The organism is Streptomyces sp. NPDC056503, from assembly GCF_042794995.1.
Classification (GTDB): domain Bacteria; phylum Actinomycetota; class Actinomycetes; order Streptomycetales; family Streptomycetaceae; genus Streptomyces.
Window position 1 is genome coordinate 56980 of record NZ_JBHTST010000026.1, and the last position, 18074, is coordinate 75053.

Here is an 18074-nt window from a genome sequence, read left to right on the forward strand (position 1 = left end):
GTGCGGGATGCGCCGGTCGGTCAGGGGGATGTGCGTGCCGGGAACGGGCGGGGCGGCATCAGCCCTTGAGGCTGCCCGCGGTCAGACCGGCGATGATGTGCCGCTGGAAGATCAGGAAGACGACCAGCAGCGGGATGGAGGCCATGACCATGCCAGCGAGGAGCTGGTTGGCGGGCATGAACTCGGCCAGGCGGTTGAGGGCCACGGTGATCGGCTGGCGCGCCGGGTCGGGCAGGACCAGCAGCGGCCACAGGAAGTCCTTCCAGACCCCGACGACCGCGAAGATCGACACGACGGCCAGGACCGGTCGGGACAGGGGCAGGACGACCGACCACAGGACCCGGACGGGGCCCGCGCCGTCGAGTCGGGCCGATTCCAGCAGCTCGCCGGGGATCTGGTCGAAGAACCTCTTGAGGATGAAGATGTTGAAGGCGTTCGCGCAGGCCGGCAGCCAGATCGCCCAGGGGGTGTTGATCAGGTTGACGTGGACCAGGGGGACGTCGGTGACCGTGAGGTAGGTCGGGACCAGGAGCGCCGAGACCGGCAGCATGAGCGTGGCCAGCATCATGCCCAGGACGACGTTGCCCAGGACCGGTCGCAGCCGGGACAGGGCGTAGGCGGCGGCGACGTCGACGACGAGCTGGGTGAGCCAGGCGCCGACGGCCAGGAGCAGGGTGTTGAGGAAGTACTCGCCCAGGCCGACGTTGGTCCACGCCTCGGTGTACGACTCCGGGTGCCAGCTCTGCGGGAGCAGGGTCGGGTTCGGGTCGGCGAGTTCGGCGGAGGACTTCAGGGCCCCGCTGGCCATCCAGTACAGGGGGAAGACGAACGCGAGGGTGAAGCCGACGACCGTCAGGACGAGGACGGAGCGGTAGAGGAGCCGGCCGGTGCGGCGGTTCATCTCGGTGGGGGCGACGAGGGTGCGTTCCGCAGGGGCGGACATGGTGGTTCCTTTCAGCCCTTGCTGCGGGTCAGCCGCAGGTAGACGGCGGCGAACAGGCCCAGGACGACGAAGAGCAGGGTGCTCATCGCGCTGGCCATGCCGAAGTCGTTGTAGACGAACGCGTACCGGTAGAGCAGCAGCAGGACGGTGACGGTGGCGTCGTCGGGGCCGCCGCCGGTGAGTACGTACGGTTCGACGAACACCTGCATGGTGCCGATGACCTGCAGCAGCAGGGTGACCATGAGGATGAACCGCATCTGCGGGATGGTCACGTGCCACAGCCGCTGCCGGATGGAGGCCCCGTCCAGTTCGGCCGCCTCGTACAGCTCGCCCGGGATGGAGCCGAGGGCGGCGAGGTAGATCAGGGTGGTGGTGCCCATGTTGGCCCAGGTGGAGACCAGGACCAGGGAGACCATCGCGAGGTTCTCCGACTCCAGCCACTGCTGGGCCGGCAGGTGGAACATCTCCAGGACGTTGTTGAACAGGCCCGGGCCCGGGTCGTAGAACCAGCGCCACAGCAGCATCGTCACGATCGGCGGCAGCATCACCGGCAGGTAGACGGTCATCCGCAGGTAGGACCGGGCGTGCCGGAACTCGTTGAGGACGACCGCGGTGGCGAAGGGGGCCGCGAATCCGAAGACCAGGGCGAGGAGCGTGAAGGAGCCGGTGTTCTTCCACGCGGTGGCGAACAGCGGGTCGTCGAACAGGCGCTGGTAGTTCTCCCAGCCCACCCAGGTGGCGGGCTGGGCGAAGGTGACCTGCTGGAATCCCAGCAGGAGGCCGCGCACGATCGGGTACCAGGAGAACAGGGCGAAGCAGATCAGCCCTGCGCCGAGGAACGCGTAGGCGGTGAGGTTCTCGCGGATGCGGCGCCGACGCCTGCGGGGAGTGTCCACCGGATCCTTCCGCGGCTCGGCTGCGTGCTCGGGTGCCCTGGTCAGGGTCGGGGCCGCCATGTCACTTCACCGTCGCGAGGATGCCGTCGACCTTCTTGGCGGCGTCCGCCAGCAGCTGGTCGAGGTCCGCGTCCTTCTTGGTCAGCACCGCCTGCATGACGCCGTCCAGGACGGTGTAGATCTGCTGGGCGTTCGGCGGCTCGACCTTCTGCTCCAGCTGGGCGTTGCGCTCGATGAAGGGCTTGTAGTTGTCCTGCGGGACGTTGGCGTACTTGCGGTGCGCGGAGTCCTGGCGGGCGGCCGCGACACCGGTGAACAGGCGGTCCAGCGGGAGCCCGATCGGGACGTCGTTGCCGGAGGCGCGCTTGTCCTCGAACTCGGTGCGGTCGGGGTTGAGGTACTTCCACTGGAGCCACTCGATCCCGGCCTTGATCTTCTCCGGAGACGCCTTCGGGTTGAACATGAAGCCGCTGCCGCCGCCCAGGGTGGCGTTGCCGTTCGGCATGCCCGCGACGCCGTAGTCCTCGTACGCGCGCTCGAACTGCTTGACGATGGTGGGGATGTTGTCCGGCCCGGCCATGTACATCCCGAGCTTGCCGGCGCCCATCATCTTCTGCACGTCCTCGATCTGCAGCAGCTGGCGGGTGCCCATGGTGTCGTCGGTCCAGCGCATGTCGTGCAGCATCCGCAGCGCCTTGCGGCCGGCGTCGCTGTCGAACGCGGCCTTCCAGCGGCCCTCCTCCTTGACGGCGATGTCGCCGCCCATGGAGTAGACCCAGGCGGTGTAGTGCCAGCCGCCCTGGTTGTTCTTGCTGTAGTCGGCGTACCCGACCGTGCCGTCACCGAGCGCGGCGATCTTCTTGGCGGCCGCCCGGACCTCGTCCCACGTGGTCGGCGGCTTGTCCGGGTCGAGCCCGGCCTTCTTGAACAGCGCCCGGTTGTAGACCAGTCCGAGGGAGTACTGGCCGTTGGGGAGTCCGTACAGCCCGCCGTCGGGGCCGGTGAACACCTTCAGGTAGTCCTCCTTGACCTCGTCGAGGTACGGCACGCCCTTGGTGTACTTGCCGATCTCGGCGCCCTGGCCGCGCTGTATCAGCCCCGCGGGGTCGGTGAAGTACACGTAGAAGACGTCTTCGAGCTGGCCGCCGGCGAGCTTGGCCGAGAAGGTCTTGGGGTCCATCTGGCCCTCGCGGGCGTCGATCCTGATCTTGGGGTGCTCCTTCTCGAAGGCCTTGACGTCCTCCTCGAAGTACTTGCGGTCCACCGGCTGCGTCTTGGGCGGCATGCCGTTCACGGTGATCGTCACGACGCCGTCCTTGCCGACGGGCGAGGAGTCGCCGCCGCACGCGACGAGACCTGCGGAGAGCACGCAGGCGATGCCTGCGGCGATGAGCCGACGACGACTCTGAATACCAGCCATGACAGATCAGCCTTCCTGGGTACATCCGCGACTGTCGACCCCGTCGCCCACAGCTCCAGCGGACACGGCGAAGGTAGAAGTCGGTGATGTAAAAAGTCAATGATGTGTTGCAAAATTTCTACTACCGACCTCTGGGGTGGGGCCTGCCGGTAGAGCTGCGCAGGATCAGCTGGGTCTGGAAGAGGGTCACGCCGGGTGCCACCTTCTGACCCCGCATCTGCTGGGCGAGCGCCTCGACCGCCGCGTCCGCCATGCGGCCGACCGGCTGCCGGCAGGTGGTCAGGGGCGGGTCGACGGCGACCATGAACATCGAGTCGTCGAAGCCCGTCACCGACACGTCCCGCGGGACGTCCAAGCCCCTCCTGCGGGCCCCCCGGATCGCCCCGAGCGCCAACTCGTCGCTCCCGCAAACGATGGCGGTGGCACCGCTCCGGAGGAGGCCCTCGGCCGCCGTGGCGCCGCCCTCCAGCGAGAACAGGGCGTGGCCCACCAGGCGCCCCCAGTCTCCGGCGGGCATGCCGCGGGCGGTCCAGAAGGCGCCGAAGGCGGCGATCTTGCGCTCCGAGGGAACGTGGTCGGAGGGTCCGACCAGCAGGCCGACCTTCTCGTGGCCCATGGCGGTGAGGTGGGTGAGCGTCTGCGCCACCGCGTCCCCGTCGTCCGCGCTGACCTGCACGGCGTCCGCGTTCTCGTCGGCGGGGTTGACCAGCACTATCGGCACTCGGCGGTCCTTGAGCGCCCGTCCCTGCGCCGGGCCGGCGTCGGCGTAGCTGGAGCCGATGAAGACGATCCCGCCGATGTCCTGTCCCAGCAGCATCTCGATGTAGTTCGCCTCGGACACCCCGTCGGCGGTGCGGGTGCACAACACCGGTACCAGGCCCCGCTTGTTCAGCCGCCCCGCGATCGCCTCCGCGAACGCGGGGAAGACCGGGTTCTGCAGGTCCGGCACCACCACCCCGATGAGCGGGCTCCGCTCCGTCTCCTCCGTCGAGGGGCGCGGCAGACCCAGCACGTCCAGCGCCCTCATCACCCGCTCCCGGGTCATCGGCGAGACCATGGGGCTGCCGTTCAAGGCCCTGCGGACCGTCCCCTCGCTGACACCCGCGTACTCCGCGACGTCGCTCAGCTTCTTCTTCATGGCGGCACCGTACAACACCTCCGCAAGAAGCGATCAGGAGTGCGCAAGAAAGGCGCAAGCGGGATGGCTCGGGTGCGAATCGAAGGGATGCCTCCACTCCTCGGGCATCGACGCCGCGCTTTCACGCTGGCTGAAAACGATCACCGGCGGAGGCGGGGCCGAGATGCCGTCCGGTGAGTGGGGGAGACCCGCGCACCGGCTTCCCGGAGGAGGTGGCGGACCCCGGCGTGGCGGCTGCATGCTGATGGCCTCACGTCTCGGCCGGGAGGGGGCTCGGGTGCGGGGAAGAGGTGTGCGGCGGGGGTCGTACGTCGCGAGCGGCGGGGCGCTGGTGACGATGGGTCTGGCGGTGGTGACGAACTACGTGACCGCCTCCTTGCCCGGCTGGGCGGAGAACCCGTGGATCGTGTGGGGCGTCTTCGGCGTACTCGTGGTGACGGCCCTCCTGCTGCATCTGTGGGGCCGGCGTCTCGACGCCGACGCGGGCGGCCCGCCGGGCCGCCCGGTCCCCGTGCCCCAGGTCGTCTCCCGTGCGGCCGCCTCCCTCGCCTCACCGGCGCTGCACCGCCCGGTCCGCGGTCGCGAGGACGTCGTCGCCGGCCTGGAACGGCTCCTGGAACGCGCCCCGTCCGGCGGACGGTTCGCGGTGGTGGCGGGCGTCGGCGGCATGGGCAAGACCACGGTCGCCGCCGCCCTCGCCGAACGCGCTCGCGCGAAGGGCGTCCCGGTGTTCTGGATCCGCTGGCGCGACGAGGCGAGCCTGGCGGAGCAGATGGTGCAGACGGCGCTCGCCTGCGGGCTGCCGGAGGAGAGCCTGGAGGCGGCCCGCGCCGGACGGGTCGGGCTCGCCGACACGGTCTGGGGCCATCTGGGCCGCAGCAGGCGGTGGCTGATCGTCCTGGACAACCTCGACGACCCCGACACCCTCACCACCCCCGCCTCCGGACCGCTCAGCGAGCACCGGGGGTGGATCCGCCCGGCCGCCACCGGCCTGCTCCTGGTCACCAGCAGGGTCACCGACCCCACCGTCTGGGGCGGCAGCGCCACCCTCGTCCGGCTCACCCCGCTCCCCGAGCAGGACGGCGCGCAGGTTCTCCTCGACACGTCGCCGGGCGCCGGAACCACGGGCGAGGCGCAGCTCCTGGCCGACCGGCTCGGCGGCCTCCCGCTCGCCCTGCACGCCGTCGGCCGCTACCTGGCCGCGCCCGCCGGCCGCCATCGCACCTTCACCGCCTACCGCCAGGCCCTCGACACCGAACTCGCCGGTCTCCTCGGTGCCGAACACCCCCGCGCCACCGACCCGGACGTCGCCCGGACCGTCGTCCGGCACACCTGGGACCTCTCCCTCGACCAGCTCACCCACGACGGCACCACCCTCGCCCGCCCCCTCCTGCGTCTCCTCTCCCTCCTCGCCCCCGCGCCGATCCCGCTGTCCTTCCTCACCCCCGAACTCCTCACCCGGGCGACCGGCCTGCCCGCCACCACCGTCACCGTCGAAGCCGCCGTCAACGGCCTGCACACCTACGGCCTCCTCGAAGCGGCGGTCGGCGCCGGCGGCGAACCCACCCCCGGGCTGGCGGTCCTCCACCCCCTCATCCGCGAGATCACCGCGCTCACCTTCACCGAGACCACCGCCGACACCGCCACCTGGCACCACGCCCTCGCCCGGCACACCACCGCGACCATCCGCACCCTCACCGAAGACGCTCCCGCCGGCCGGTCCGCGGCCCGCCGGCTCTCCCCCCACGCCCTCGCCGTCGGCACCCTGCCGGGGAACACCGAAGACCGGTCCCTCTGCGCGCAGTTGGCGGCCCTGGCCCGGCTGCTGGCTGATCAGGGAGACCCCCTCGGCGCCCTGCTCATCAGACGCCATGTCGCAGCGACACAGGCGCGACTCCTCGGCCCTGACCACCCCGATACCCTCACCAGCCGCAGCGACGTCGCCAGAGTGTTGGGCCGCCTCGGCCGGTACCGGGAGGCGGTCGACCTCCGTCGGCAGGTTCTCGGCGATCTCGACCGGGTTCTGGGCCCCGATCATCTCGACACCCTCATCAGCCGTAACGACCTCGCGCATACCTTGGGCAGCCTCGGCCGGTACCGGGAGGCGGTCGACCTCCTCGAACAGGTTCTCGGCGATCTCGACCGGGTCCTGGGCCCCGACCACCCCCACACCCTCACCAGCCGGAACAACCTCGCCAGCGTGTTGGGCAGCCTCGGCCGCTACCAGGAGGAGGCCGACCTCCACCAACAGATCCTCGACGATCGCGAGCGGGTTCTCGGTCCCGATCATCCCGCCCTCTTCGCCAGCCGGAACAACCTCGCCAGCGCGTTGGTGAACCTCGGCCGGTACCAGGAGGCGGTCGACCTCCTCCAGCAGGTCGTCAGCGATCTCGACCGGGTTCTGGGCCCCGACCATCCCGACACCCTCGCGGTCCGCAACAACCTCGCGCATACGGTGGACAGCCTCGGCCGCCACCAGGAGGCGGTCGACCTCCACCAACAGGTCCTCGACGATCGTGAGCGGGTGCTGGGCCCCGACCATCCCGACACCCTCACCAGCCGCAACAACCTGGCGCTCGCGTGGGGAAGCCTCGGCCGCCACCAAGAGGAGGCCGACCTCCACCGACGGGTTCTCGACGATCTCGACCGGGTCCTGGGCCCCGACCACCCCCACACCCTCACCAGCCGCGGCAACCTCGCCGGCGCGTTGGGTCGCCTGGGTCTGCACCAGGAGGCGGTCGCTCTCCGTCGGCAGGTTCTCGACGGTCGCGAGCGGGTTCTGGGTCCCGACCACCCCGACACCCTCGTCGGCCGCGACAACCTGGTTGCGGCGCAAGCGGCTCTGGAGCGGAGTGGCGGCCGACGGGCGGAGAGGGCGATCCGGCGGCTGGCGTCACGGTGGCGGTGAGGCGGGCGGGGTCGGTGCGCGAGGACCGCCGCGTCCGCCCTGCGCGCCCGGAGGGTGCGGGGCGGCTCCCGTCGAAGTGAACGTGCCCGTTTCAGGGGGGAGTTCGAGAGAGCGCGTGCGCGAGATGGAGGCAATGCGGAGAGGTTTTTAAGAAACCTTGTTGAATAACCCCCTACCCGGGGTTCGGACTTGATTTGCTCCTGCCAAGCCGCACAGGGTTCTCTCGAACGTTTGACGCCCCACACGTCAACACGAGGAGAGATTCCCTTCCATGGCAACTCACCAGCGATCCCACGGTCTTCGCAACGCGGCCATAGCCACAGGTGTGGCCGCCGCGACCGCCTCCGCGCTCTTCGCGGGCGGTCTCGCCGGGGCGGCCGCCCCGGCCGAAGGGACCGTGCACGGTCTCGGCGCCCAGGGTGCCGTCGCCGGCAGCTTCGTCGTCATCCTCGACGCGTCCGCGAACAAGGCGGAGCTCGCGAAGAAGTACGGCGGCACCCTCCAGCGCTCCTACGGCTCGGAGGTCAACGGCTTCTCCGCGTCCGGTCTGAGCGTCGACGAGGCCAAGCGCCTCGCCGCCGACCCGGCCGTCGAGACGGTCGTGCAGAACAAGCGCTTCACCATCAACGAGACGCAGGAGCGCCCCCCGTCCTGGGGCCTGGACCGGATCGACCAGGCCGAGACGGCCGCCGACGAGAAGTACACGTACCCCGACGCCGGCGGCGAGGGCGTGACCGCGTACGTCATCGACACCGGCGTCCGGATCTCGCACCAGGACTTCGGCGGCCGGGCGAGCCACGGCTTCGACGCCGTCGACAACGACGACACCGCCGACGACGGCAACGGCCACGGCACCCACGTCGCGGGCACCGTCGCGGGCACCGCCCACGGCGTCGCCAAGAAGGCCAAGATCGTGGCGGTCCGCGTCCTCGACGACAACGGCTCCGGCACCACGGAGCAGGTCGTGGCCGGCATCGACTGGGTCACCCAGCACCACTCGGGTCCCTCGGTCGCGAACATGAGCCTCGGCGGCGGCGTCGACGAGGCCCTCGACGCGGCCGTCAAGCGCGCCATCGACTCCGGCGTGACCTTCGCGGTCGCGGCGGGCAACGAGACCTCCGACGCCGGGCAGGGCTCGCCCTCCCGGGTGCCCGAGGCGCTCACCGTGGCGTCCAGCACCAAGGACGACGAGCAGTCGGAGTTCTCGAACTTCGGTTCCGTGATCGATCTGTACGCCCCCGGCTCGGAGATCACCTCGGCCTGGAACGACAGCGACACCGGCGTGAAGACCATCTCGGGCACCTCGATGGCCAGCCCGCACGTCGCCGGCGCCGCCGTCCTGTACCTGGCGGGCCACCCGGCGGCGACGCCGTCCGACGTCGCCGCCGCCCTGACCGGGGGCGCCACCGACGGCGCGATCAAGAACCCGTCCTCCGGGACGGCGAACAAGCTCCTGAAGGTCACGCCGTAGCCGCGGCGCGTGACTGAGGGATGAGGGGGTGGCCTTCCGCTACAGGGAGGGCCACCCCCTATTCTCGGATCCCGGATCTCGGATCCCGGATCCCGGATCCCGGATCCCGGATCCCGGATCCCGGATCCCGGATCCCGGATCCCGGATCCGATGTCCCGCATGCTGTATCCGACGTCCCGCATGCCGGATCCGATGTCCCGAATCCACTCTCCCGTCCCGCCCCCGGCGTCCTCCGCCGCGCCCGCTGTCGGATACTGCTGCGATGCCGCAGACGCCGCCCGCCGCGCAGCCCGAACCCATCACCGCCGACCCGCCGCACCGCACGGGCCGCACGGGCCGCACCCTGCTCACCCAGTCCTGGCTCGACCTGGCCTTCCTTCACTGGGCCGTGGAGCCGGCCGCCGTGGCCCCGCTTCTGCCGGCCGGTACGGTGCCCGACACCTTCGACGGCGTCACGTACGTGGGGCTGGTCGCGTTCAGGATGCACCGGGTCGGCTGGTTCAGGCTGCCCGGCATCCCCTACCTCGGGACGTTCCCCGAGACGAACGTCCGGCTCTACTCCGTCGACGGACACGGTCGCCGAGGCGTCGTCTTCCGTTCCCTCGACGCGTCCCGGCTGCTGCCCGTCGCCGTCGGCCGGTGGGCCTTCCGGCTCCCCTACGTCTGGTCGCGGATGAGCGTCCGGAGCGACGGCACCACCCTCACGTACAGCAGCGACCGCCGCTGGCCGGGTCCGCGCGGGGCCCGCAGCGCGATCAGCGTGGAGATCGGCGAGCGCGTGGCGGAGCCGACGGACCTGGAGCACTTCCTGACCGCCCGCTGGGGCATGCACAGCTCCTTCGCCGGGCGTCCGCTCTACCTCCCGAACACCCACCCCCGCTGGCCGCTGCACCGCGCCCGGCTGCTCGGCTGCGACGAGACCCTGCTCGCCGCCGCGGGTCTGGACGCACCCCTCGGCCCGCCCGTGAGCGTGCTGTACTCGCCCGGGGTCCCCGTCCGCTTCGGCGGCGCGCTGCGCCCGCCCGGGGCGTCCGTACCCCGGCAGCGGCAGGGCGGTTCCTGAGGCTCGGGAGGTCCCGCCCGCGGGTTGGGTCTAGTGTCGAGAGATAGGCCGAAGGTGCGCTCGCGCCCCCGCGGTCCCGCAGGCCGCGGGGGCGGGTCGAGGGCGCGCGAAAGGAGCCTCCCATGACCCGTACATTGCGAGGCGCGATAGCGGTGGCCTCGACCGTGGCCCTGTCGATGGGCGTGGTGGCGACGGCGACCGGTTCGTCGCCCGGTCAGGCGAAGCAGGACATCAAGATCGGACTGCTGCTGCCGGAGAGCAAGACCACGCGGTACGAGAAGTTCGACCGGCCCTACATCGAGCAGAAGATCAAGGAACTCGCCCCGGACGCGCAGATCGACTACTACAACGCGGCGGAGAGCGCGACCACCCAGCAACAGCAGGTCAACACCGCCCTCGCCAAGGGCGACCAGGTGCTCATCCTGGACGCCGTGGACGCCAAGTCGATCCAGTCCTCGGTGGAGAAGGCGAACAAGGCCGGGGTGAAGGTCGTGGCCTACGACCGCCTCGCCCAGGGCCCGGTCGACGCCTACGTCTCGTACGACAACCGCAAGGTCGGCGAGCTGCAGGGCAGGGCACTGCTCGAAGCGCTCGGCGACAAGGCGGAGAGCGGCGAGATCGTGATGCACAACGGCTCGCCCACCGACCCGAACGCCGCCGAGTTCAAGGCGGGCGCGCACTCCGTCCTCGACGGCAAGGTGAAGATCGGCAAGGAGTACGACACCCCCAACTGGGACCCGAACAACGCCAACCAGCAGATGTCCGGTGCCATCAGCGCGCTCGGCAAGGACAAGATCGTCGGGGTCTACTCGGCCAACGACGGACTCGCCGCCGGCATCGCGACCGCCCTCAAGGCCGCCGGCATGAACGTGCCGCTGACCGGCCAGGACGCCCAGCTCGACGCCATCCAGCGGATCCTGCTCGGCACGCAGACCATCACGGTCGAGAAGCCGTACAAGCCGGAGGCCGACATCGCCGCCACCATGGCCGTCGACCTCGCCGAGGGCAAGCAGCTGTCCGACGACCTGACTCCCGTCACCGTCACCAGCGGCAGCGGCCAGAAGGTTCCGGCCACGCTGCTGACCCCGGTCGTGGTGGACAAGGACAACATCAAGGACACGGTCGTCAAGGACGGGCTGTACACGGTCCAGGAGATCTGCACGCCGGCCTACGCCGACGCCTGCAAGGAAGCCGGACTGGAGTGACACGCTCCAGGGGACGCGCTCATGCGACGCGCGCCTCGTGACGCGCCGCACGTGACGCGCCGCGTGTGACGTGCCGCATGGGACGCGCCCGGTGGTACGCGCTCCCGCCCGAGGAGGCGGTGGTCGAAGGTGACGGAAGCACCTGTGCTCAGCCTGCGGGGGGTGTCCAAGAGGTTCGGCGCGGTCCAGGCCCTGTCGGACTTCGATCTGGAGGTCCACGCCGGTGAGGTGGTCGCCCTGGTCGGCGACAACGGCGCCGGCAAGTCGACCGCCGTCAAGGCGATCGCGGGGGTGAACCCGCCCGACGGCGGCGTCATCGAGTGGCAGGGCCGGCCGGTCTCCATCCACCGGCCCCACGACGCCCAGAACCTCGGCATCGCCACCGTCTACCAGGACCTCGCGCTCTGCGACAACCTCGACGTCGTCGGCAACCTCTTCCTCGGCCGGGAGCTGCGCCGGTTCGGCGTGCTCGACGAGGTCCGCATGGAGCAGCGTTCCCGCGAACTGCTCGACACGCTCTCCATCCGGATCCCGTCGGTACGCATCCCGGTCGCGTCGCTCTCCGGCGGCCAGCGGCAGACCGTCGCGATCGCCCGCTCGCTCATCGGCGAGCCCAGGATCGTCATCCTGGACGAGCCCACCGCGGCGCTGGGCGTGGAGCAGACCGCCGAGGTCCTCGACCTCGTCGAACGGCTCCGCGAGCGCGGCCTCGGCACCATCCTGATCAGCCACAACATGGTGGACGTGATGGCGGTCGCCGACCGGATCGCGGTGCTGCGCCTCGGTCGGAACAACGGCTTCTTCGACAAGAGCGCCACCAGCACGGAGGAGATCATCTCCGCCATCACCGGAGCCACCGACAGCGCCGTCACCCGGCGCCAGGCCCGCAAACGCGAGGAGCGCGAGGAGCGCGAGGGGTGGGCGGGGCGGGAGGGGCGGAAGACACGCGGGGAGGAGGCGCCATGAGACGCGCAGGGGACAACAACGGTCGTCCGCCGGAGTCGGGCGACGCCGCCTCCCAGCGGACCGCCCCCGAGGCGATGCCCGCCGTCGACAGCCGGCTGATCGTCCGTGAGGAGGGCTTCCGCGGATACGTGGGCGAGTTCCGCCGCAAGCTGCGCAGCGGCGAACTCGGCTCCCTGCCCGTCGTCATCGCCGTCATCGTCATCTGGACGGTCTTCGGCAGCCTGGACAGCGCCTTCCTCTCCGCGCAGAACCTGTCCGACCTCAGCCAGCAGATCGTCGGCACGGGCATGATCGCCGTCGGCATCGTCTTCGTCCTCCTGCTCGGCGAGATCGACCTCTCCGTCGGCTCCGTCAGCGGACTGTGCGCGGCGATCTTCGCCGTGCTCAACGTCATCAACGGCATGAACCAGTGGCTGGCGCTGCTCGTCGCCCTCGCCGGGGGAGCGGCTGTCGGGCTCATCCACGGGTTCTTCTTCGCCAAGGTGGGCGTGCCCGCCTTCGTCGTCACGCTCGCGGGCAACCTCGCCTGGAACGGGCTGATGCTCCAGGTGCTCGGCACCAGCGGCACGGTCAACATCCCCAGCGAGAGCATCGTCGCCGAGCTGTACTCCACGATCTTCGAGAGCCCGGCCGCGGCCTACGTGACGGCGGCGGTGGGCGTCGGGCTCTTCCTGCTCGCCTCGCTCCTCGACGCCCGGCGCCGGCAGGCGGCGCGGGTGCCGTACCGCCCGGTTGCCGAGATCGTGGTGCGGACCGTCGTCATCGCGGCGATCGCCTTCGCCGCCGCGTACATCCTCAACCAGTACCAGGGACTCCCGCTCGCGCTGCTGATCTTCCTGATCCTGCTGGTGGTCCTCGACTTCGTGCTCCGCCGCACCCGCTACGGCCGCCAGATCTTCGCCGTCGGCGGCAACATCGAGGGAGCGCGACGGGCCGGCATCAGCGTGCCGTTCGTCCGGATGAGCGTCTTCACGATCGCGGGCACCATGGCGGCCGTCGGCGGGCTCTTCCTCGCGGGCCAGATCCAGTCCGCCAGCCAGACCTCCGGGGGCGGCAACCTCCTCATGAACGTGATCGCCGCCGCCGTCATCGGCGGGACGAGCCTCTTCGGCGGACGCGGCTCGGTCTGGTCCGCGCTGCTCGGCGCGCTCGTCATCGGCTCCATCCAGTCCGGCATGAACATCATGGGCGTCAGCAACGCCGTCCAGTTCATGATCACCGGCTCGGTCCTGCTCGCCGCGGTGGTCGTCGACTCCCTGTCCCGCCGCAGCCAGAAGGCCGCGGGCCGCGCCTGACCGCGTACGCCCCCGGCCCCCGCGCCGGACCGGCCACAGCGGACGGCCCCGGAGCCCCGACAGTGCCGGAGGCCGACGGGACCGGAGGCCCGACGGGACCGGAGGCCGCGTGGATCGGCCTCCTAGGATCGGCGTATGACGACAACCCTCGCCGGCAGTGCCTTCGACTCGCTCCGCCTCGACTCCGTGCCCGACCAGGAGGCGCTGCGCCGGGTCTACGAACTCCCCAAGGACGCGGCGCTGCGCAAGCAGATGACCGAACTCACCGACGAGACCCGGAGCTTGATCGCGTGCTCGTCGCTGGTCCTGGTCGCCAGCGCCGACGCGGAGGGCAACTGCGATGTCTCCCCGCGCGGCGGCCCCGCCGGCTTCGTCGCCGTCCTGGACTCGCGGACGGTGGCGATACCCGACGCGACCGGCAACAAGCGTCTGGACACCCTGCAGAACGTCATCGCCACCGGGCGGGCCGGACTGCTGTTCGTCATCCCCGGCCGTACCACCACGCTCCGCGTGAACGGCCGGGCCTGCGTCTCCACCCGCCCGGAGCTGCTGTCGCGGCTGACCGCCGTGGGCAAGCCGCCGGCCAGCGCTCTGGTGGTGGGGATCGAGGAGGTCTACCCGCACTGCCCGAAGTCGCTGCTGCGCGGCGGGGCGTGGAAGCCGGAGCAGTGGTTGCCGGCGGACGCCCAGCCGACCTCGGCCGAGGTGACGCTGGCCCAGCTGCGGATGCCGGAGCTGACGATCGCCGACATCGAGCAGGCGGAGGCGGATTCGCTGAAGTACCGCTACGAGTAAGGAACCTCCGGTACCGCCGCTCTCCGCCGGTACCGCCGTGCGCGCCGCTCTCGCCGTTCAGGCCCTGCGGAGGGCCCTGTGGAGGGCGGTGCGGCCGGCGTAGCGGGCGGTGTCGCCCAGTTCCTCCTCGATGCGGATGAGCTGGTTGTACTTCGCGGTGCGGTCGGAACGGGAGAGCGAGCCGGTCTTGATCTGGCCGCACCCCGTCGCCACCGCCAGGTCCGCGATGGTGGTGTCCTCCGTCTCGCCCGAGCGGTGCGACATGACGGCCGTCCAGCCCGCCCGGTAGGCCGTGGCAACGGTGGCCAGCGCCTCGGTGAGGGTGCCGATCTGGTTGACCTTGATCAGGATCGAATTGCCGACGCCGGTATCGATGCCCTCCCGCAGCAGGGTCTCGTCGGTGCAGAAGACGTCGTCGCCGGTGAGCTGGCAGCGGTCGCCGACGCGGGCGGTCAGCTCGCGCCAGCCGTCCAGGTCGTCCTCCGCCATCGGGTCCTCGACGGAGACGATCGGGTAGGCGTCGATGAGCTTGGCCAGGTAGTCGGCGTTCTCGGAGGGCGTGCGGCGCACGCCCTCGCCGGCGTAGTCGTAGACCCCGTCGCGGAAGAACTCCGACGACGCCGGGTCCATGATCAGACCGATGTCGGTGCCGGGGCGGTAGCCGGTGCGCTCGATGGCGGCCATGACGAAGTCGAGCGCCTCCTCGGCGGTGCGCAGCGCGGGGGCGAAGCCGCCCTCGTCGCCGACGCCGGTGGAGTGCCCGGCGGCCAGCAGGTCGCGGCGCAGCGTGTGGAAGACCTCGCTGCCCATGCGGACCGCCTCGGCGAAGGTGTCCGCGCCGACCGGGGCGATCATGAACTCCTGGAAGTCCAGCGGATTGTCGGCGTGGGCGCCGCCGTTGACGATGTTCATCATCGGCAGCGGCAGGAGGTGTGCTCCGGCGCCGCCGAGGTAGCGGTAGAGGGGCTGTCGGTGGGCCGCCGCGGCGGCCTTGGCGGTGGCGAGGGAGACGCCGAGGATCGCGTTGGCGCCGAGCCGGGACTTCGTGGCGGTGCCGTCGAGGGCGACCAGCGCGGAGTCGAGTCCTTCCTGGTCCGCCGCGTCGCGGCCGCGTACGGCCGCCGCGATCTCGCCGCCGACGTGGGCCACCGCCCGGTCGACGCCCTTGCCGTGCCAGCGGGACGGGTCCCCGTCGCGCAGTTCCACGGCCTCCCGGGCGCCGGTGGAGGCGCCGGAGGGGACGGCCGCGCGCCCCAGGGAACCGTCCGCCAGGACGACGTCGACCTCGACCGTGGGGTTGCCCCGGCTGTCGACGATCCGGCGGGCGGTGACGGTCTCGATGGTGGTGGCATCGGGGCCGAGGGGGGCGACTGCCTGTGCTGCGGACATGGGAGGTCCTTCCCGTCGTCAGGTGCCGTGGCCCCGGCTGCGACAGCGTTGGCGCTGGGCCCGACACCGCGAAACAGTACAGCAATGCTGAACACCTTTGCTGTGCAGTTTGGCTGTACAGCATGGCTGTGAGGTTCCGCCGCCCAGGCCGGGCCGCGTCCCTGCGCGGGGCACCGGGATAAAGTGCGCTATGCCCTCCACGGAAGCCGCCGCCATCGCCGCCGACCTGCGCACCGCCATGGGCAGACTCACCCGGCGCGTCAAGCACGAGGACCGCATCCCGCTGGGCCAGGCCGCCGTGCTCGGAGCCCTCGACCGCAACGGCCCCATGACCACGAGCGACCTCGCGGCCGACCAGAGGGTGCGCCCCCAGTCGATGGCGCGGTCGGTCGGGCTGTTGAGGGAGCAGGACCTGGTCACGCGTCGGCCGCACCCCACGGACGGCCGCAAGTCCCTGGTCGAGCTGACGGGCGCGGGCCGGACCGCCCTCGAAGCCGAACGCGGCCGCAGGGCCGGATGGCTCGCGCAGGTCATCGAGGTCGAACTGACGGACGAGGAGCGGTCCCTGCTGGCGAGGAGCACGGCGCTGTTGGAACGGCTCGCCACCCGCTGACGCCCCGGCAGGGGATCCCCCGCCCGCCTCCGCCCGCGCCCTCCCCGCCCGTCTCCACCATGCCCGCCCCGCCCGCGCTTGCCCCGCTTGCGTCGACGGTGTGCCTTAACCGGATCCGTTCCTCGCTGGACAACGTTGTCATCGCTCGGCAGAGTAGTCCTCGCACAGTTCGGACGGGCAGGGAGAGGTTGGGCGGATGGTGTACGGAGCGCTGGACATCGGCGGTACGAAGATCGCCGGGGCGCTGGTCGACGGGGAGGGGCGCGTCGTGGTGCGGGCGCAGCGGCCGACGCCCGCGCGCGAGTCCGCCGAGGCGATGATGGCCGCGGTGGCCTCGGTCGTGGACGAGCTGGCCACCCACGCGGAATGGGCCTCGCTGTCCTGCCTGGGGATCGGGAGCGCCGGGCCCGTGGACACCTTCGCGGGCACGGTGAGCCCGGTGAACATCCCGGCCTGGCGTTCCTTCCGCCTGGTGGAGCGGGTGCGGAGCCACCCCGCCGTCCCGGACGGCATCGAGCCCGTACTCGTCGGCGACGCGGTCGCCATGGCGGCGGCGGAACACTGGATCGGTGCGGCGAAGGGCGCGGCGAACGCCCTGTGCATGGTCGTCTCGACCGGGGTCGGCGGCGGACTCGTCCTGGGCGGTTCCGTCCATGCCGGGACGACCGGGAACGCCGGGCACATCGGGCACATCACCGTGGACCAGAACGGTCCGGTGTGCCCGTGCGGCGCCCGGGGATGCGTCGAGCGCTACGCCAGCGGTACGGCGATCGCGGCCCATGCGCTGGAATCGGGCTGGACGCCCCCGGCCGGCCTTGCCGCCACGGCCCGGGAGGTCGAGGTCTCGGCCCGCGCGGGCGACCCGAGGGCGCTCGCCGCGTTCGACCGGGCCGGGCGGGCCCTGGCCGCGGCCATCGCGGCCACGGCCGCGCTCGTCGAACTCGACCTGGTCGTCGTGGGAGGCGGGGTCTCGCAGGCCGGCGAGGTGCTGTTCGCGCCGCTGCGGCACCACCTGAAGTCCTACGCCGTCCTCGACTTCACCCGTGACGTCCCGGTCGTGCCCGCCGGGCTGGCCCTCGACGCCGGGCTGATCGGCGCGGCCGCCGCCGGTGTCGCCGCCTCCGGGCCGTCCCGTGCCGGAGCGGGCACGCGGGGGCGGACGGTCGTCTGACGCCCGCCCTCCGGTGACCCGGACGGGCCCTCTCGCGGCGCCCGCCGGGGTCACGCCGCCGGGCGCCCTTCGCGACGGAGTGAGGCCGTGATGGCCGCATCGCAGGCGTCGCCCCGTCACCCTCGTCGCCTTCGTCGTCCCACCCCCCCGTACGTACTCCAGGAAATGGACATGGACCTCCTCCACAACACAGTCCAGCCCTACGACTGGGGCTCCCGCACGCTGCTGCCGGAGCTCATGGGCCTGCCGCCCACCGGAGCGCCCCAGGCCGAACTCTGGATGGGCGCCCATCCGGCGGCGCCCTCCGGGGTGTCCCGAGGGGACGCCCTGATACCCCTGGACCGGTTGGTCTCCGAGGACCCGGCGCGCGCGCTCGGCGCGGTCACCGTGAGCCGGTTCGGGCCCCGACTCCCCTTCCTGGTCAAGCTCCTGGCCGCCGACGCGCCGCTCTCCGTCCAGGTGCACCCCGACCTCGCCCAGGCCCAGGCCGGGTTCGCGCGGGAGAACGCGCTCGGCGTCCCCCTGGACGCGCCGCACCGCACCTACCGCGACGACCAGCACAAACCCGAGATGATCGTCGCCCTCACCCCGTTCCGGGGACTGTGCGGCTTCCGGAGTGCGGCGGACACCGCCGACCTGCTCGACTCCCTGAAGGTCCCGGCACTGCGGCCGTACACCGAGACCCTGCGCGTCCTTCCCGAGTCCCAGGCGCTCGCGGAGGTGTTCCGGGCCTTCCTCCGCCCTCCGGCCGGTCTGCCCGGCGCCGTCGCCGAGGCACTGGCCGCGGCCACGGCCAGTGCC

Annotated in this window: 15 protein-coding genes; 10 read left to right on the forward strand and 5 right to left on the reverse strand. The window is 71.4% G+C overall.

The window, feature by feature from the left end:
* Positions 1 to 58: 58 nt before the first annotated feature.
* From ACFQ8C_RS11070 to ACFQ8C_RS11085, 4 genes are all read right to left on the reverse strand, one after another.
* The gene (locus ACFQ8C_RS11070) at positions 59 to 943 is read right to left on the reverse strand and encodes a carbohydrate ABC transporter permease (RefSeq protein ID WP_383454765.1); all 885 of its coding nucleotides are present in this window, start codon (positions 941 to 943) and stop codon (positions 59 to 61) included.
* Between the two features lie 11 nt (positions 944 to 954).
* Positions 955 to 1899, reverse strand: a complete 945-nt coding sequence (locus ACFQ8C_RS11075; RefSeq protein ID WP_383454768.1) for a carbohydrate ABC transporter permease — start codon at positions 1897 to 1899, stop codon at positions 955 to 957.
* 1 nt (position 1900) lies between these two features.
* On the reverse strand, positions 1901 to 3259 hold the full coding sequence (locus ACFQ8C_RS11080) for an extracellular solute-binding protein (RefSeq protein WP_383454771.1): 1359 nt from the start codon (positions 3257 to 3259) through the stop codon (positions 1901 to 1903).
* 121 nt (positions 3260 to 3380) lie between these two features.
* Positions 3381 to 4397: a LacI family DNA-binding transcriptional regulator gene (locus ACFQ8C_RS11085; RefSeq protein ID WP_383454774.1), complete on the reverse strand. Its 1017-nt coding sequence runs from the start codon at positions 4395 to 4397 to the stop codon at positions 3381 to 3383.
* Between the two features lie 292 nt (positions 4398 to 4689).
* Here ACFQ8C_RS11085 and fxsT point away from each other — a divergent pair, with 292 nt between their 5' ends.
* The 7 genes from fxsT (at position 4690) to ACFQ8C_RS11120 (ending at position 14100) form a co-directional block, all read left to right on the forward strand.
* Positions 4690 to 7305: an FxSxx-COOH system tetratricopeptide repeat protein gene (fxsT, locus tag ACFQ8C_RS11090; RefSeq protein ID WP_383454777.1), complete on the forward strand. Its 2616-nt coding sequence runs from the start codon at positions 4690 to 4692 to the stop codon at positions 7303 to 7305.
* 271 nt (positions 7306 to 7576) lie between these two features.
* Positions 7577 to 8776, forward strand: a complete 1200-nt coding sequence (locus ACFQ8C_RS11095) for a S8 family serine peptidase (protein ID WP_383454780.1) — start codon at positions 7577 to 7579, stop codon at positions 8774 to 8776.
* 262 nt (positions 8777 to 9038) lie between these two features.
* A complete protein-coding gene (locus ACFQ8C_RS11100) occupies positions 9039 to 9839 on the forward strand; it encodes a YqjF family protein (RefSeq protein ID WP_383454783.1) in 801 nt (266 codons plus the stop codon).
* Between the two features lie 122 nt (positions 9840 to 9961).
* On the forward strand, positions 9962 to 11044 hold the full coding sequence (locus tag ACFQ8C_RS11105) for a sugar ABC transporter substrate-binding protein (RefSeq protein ID WP_383454786.1): 1083 nt from the start codon (positions 9962 to 9964) through the stop codon (positions 11042 to 11044).
* 129 nt (positions 11045 to 11173) lie between these two features.
* Positions 11174 to 12010, forward strand: coding sequence for an ATP-binding cassette domain-containing protein (locus ACFQ8C_RS11110; protein ID WP_383454789.1), 837 nt, complete (start codon positions 11174 to 11176; stop codon positions 12008 to 12010).
* Positions 12007 to 13305, forward strand: a complete 1299-nt coding sequence (locus ACFQ8C_RS11115) for a sugar ABC transporter permease (RefSeq protein WP_383454791.1) — start codon at positions 12007 to 12009, stop codon at positions 13303 to 13305. Before ACFQ8C_RS11110 ends, ACFQ8C_RS11115 begins: the two co-directional genes overlap by 4 nt.
* Positions 13306 to 13440: 135 nt before the next feature.
* Positions 13441 to 14100, forward strand: coding sequence for an MSMEG_1061 family FMN-dependent PPOX-type flavoprotein (locus tag ACFQ8C_RS11120; protein ID WP_383454793.1), 660 nt, complete (start codon positions 13441 to 13443; stop codon positions 14098 to 14100).
* Positions 14101 to 14157: 57 nt separating this feature from the next.
* Here ACFQ8C_RS11120 and eno read toward each other — a convergent pair whose 3' ends face one another.
* A complete protein-coding gene (gene eno, locus ACFQ8C_RS11125) occupies positions 14158 to 15489 on the reverse strand; it encodes a phosphopyruvate hydratase (RefSeq protein ID WP_383454795.1) in 1332 nt (443 codons plus the stop codon).
* A 190-nt stretch (positions 15490 to 15679) separates the two neighbouring features.
* On the opposite strand from eno, the gene ACFQ8C_RS11130 reads away from it, so the two are divergent.
* The 3 genes from ACFQ8C_RS11130 to manA all read left to right on the forward strand — a co-directional run.
* Positions 15680 to 16102, forward strand: coding sequence for a MarR family winged helix-turn-helix transcriptional regulator (locus ACFQ8C_RS11130; protein ID WP_383454797.1), 423 nt, complete (start codon positions 15680 to 15682; stop codon positions 16100 to 16102).
* Positions 16103 to 16298: 196 nt separating this feature from the next.
* Positions 16299 to 17273: an ROK family protein gene (locus ACFQ8C_RS11135; RefSeq protein ID WP_383454800.1), complete on the forward strand. Its 975-nt coding sequence runs from the start codon at positions 16299 to 16301 to the stop codon at positions 17271 to 17273.
* A 171-nt stretch (positions 17274 to 17444) separates the two neighbouring features.
* Positions 17445 to 18074, forward strand: a 630-nt coding sequence (gene manA / locus ACFQ8C_RS11140; RefSeq protein WP_383454803.1) for a mannose-6-phosphate isomerase, class I, incomplete at its 3' end; no start/stop codon positions are given.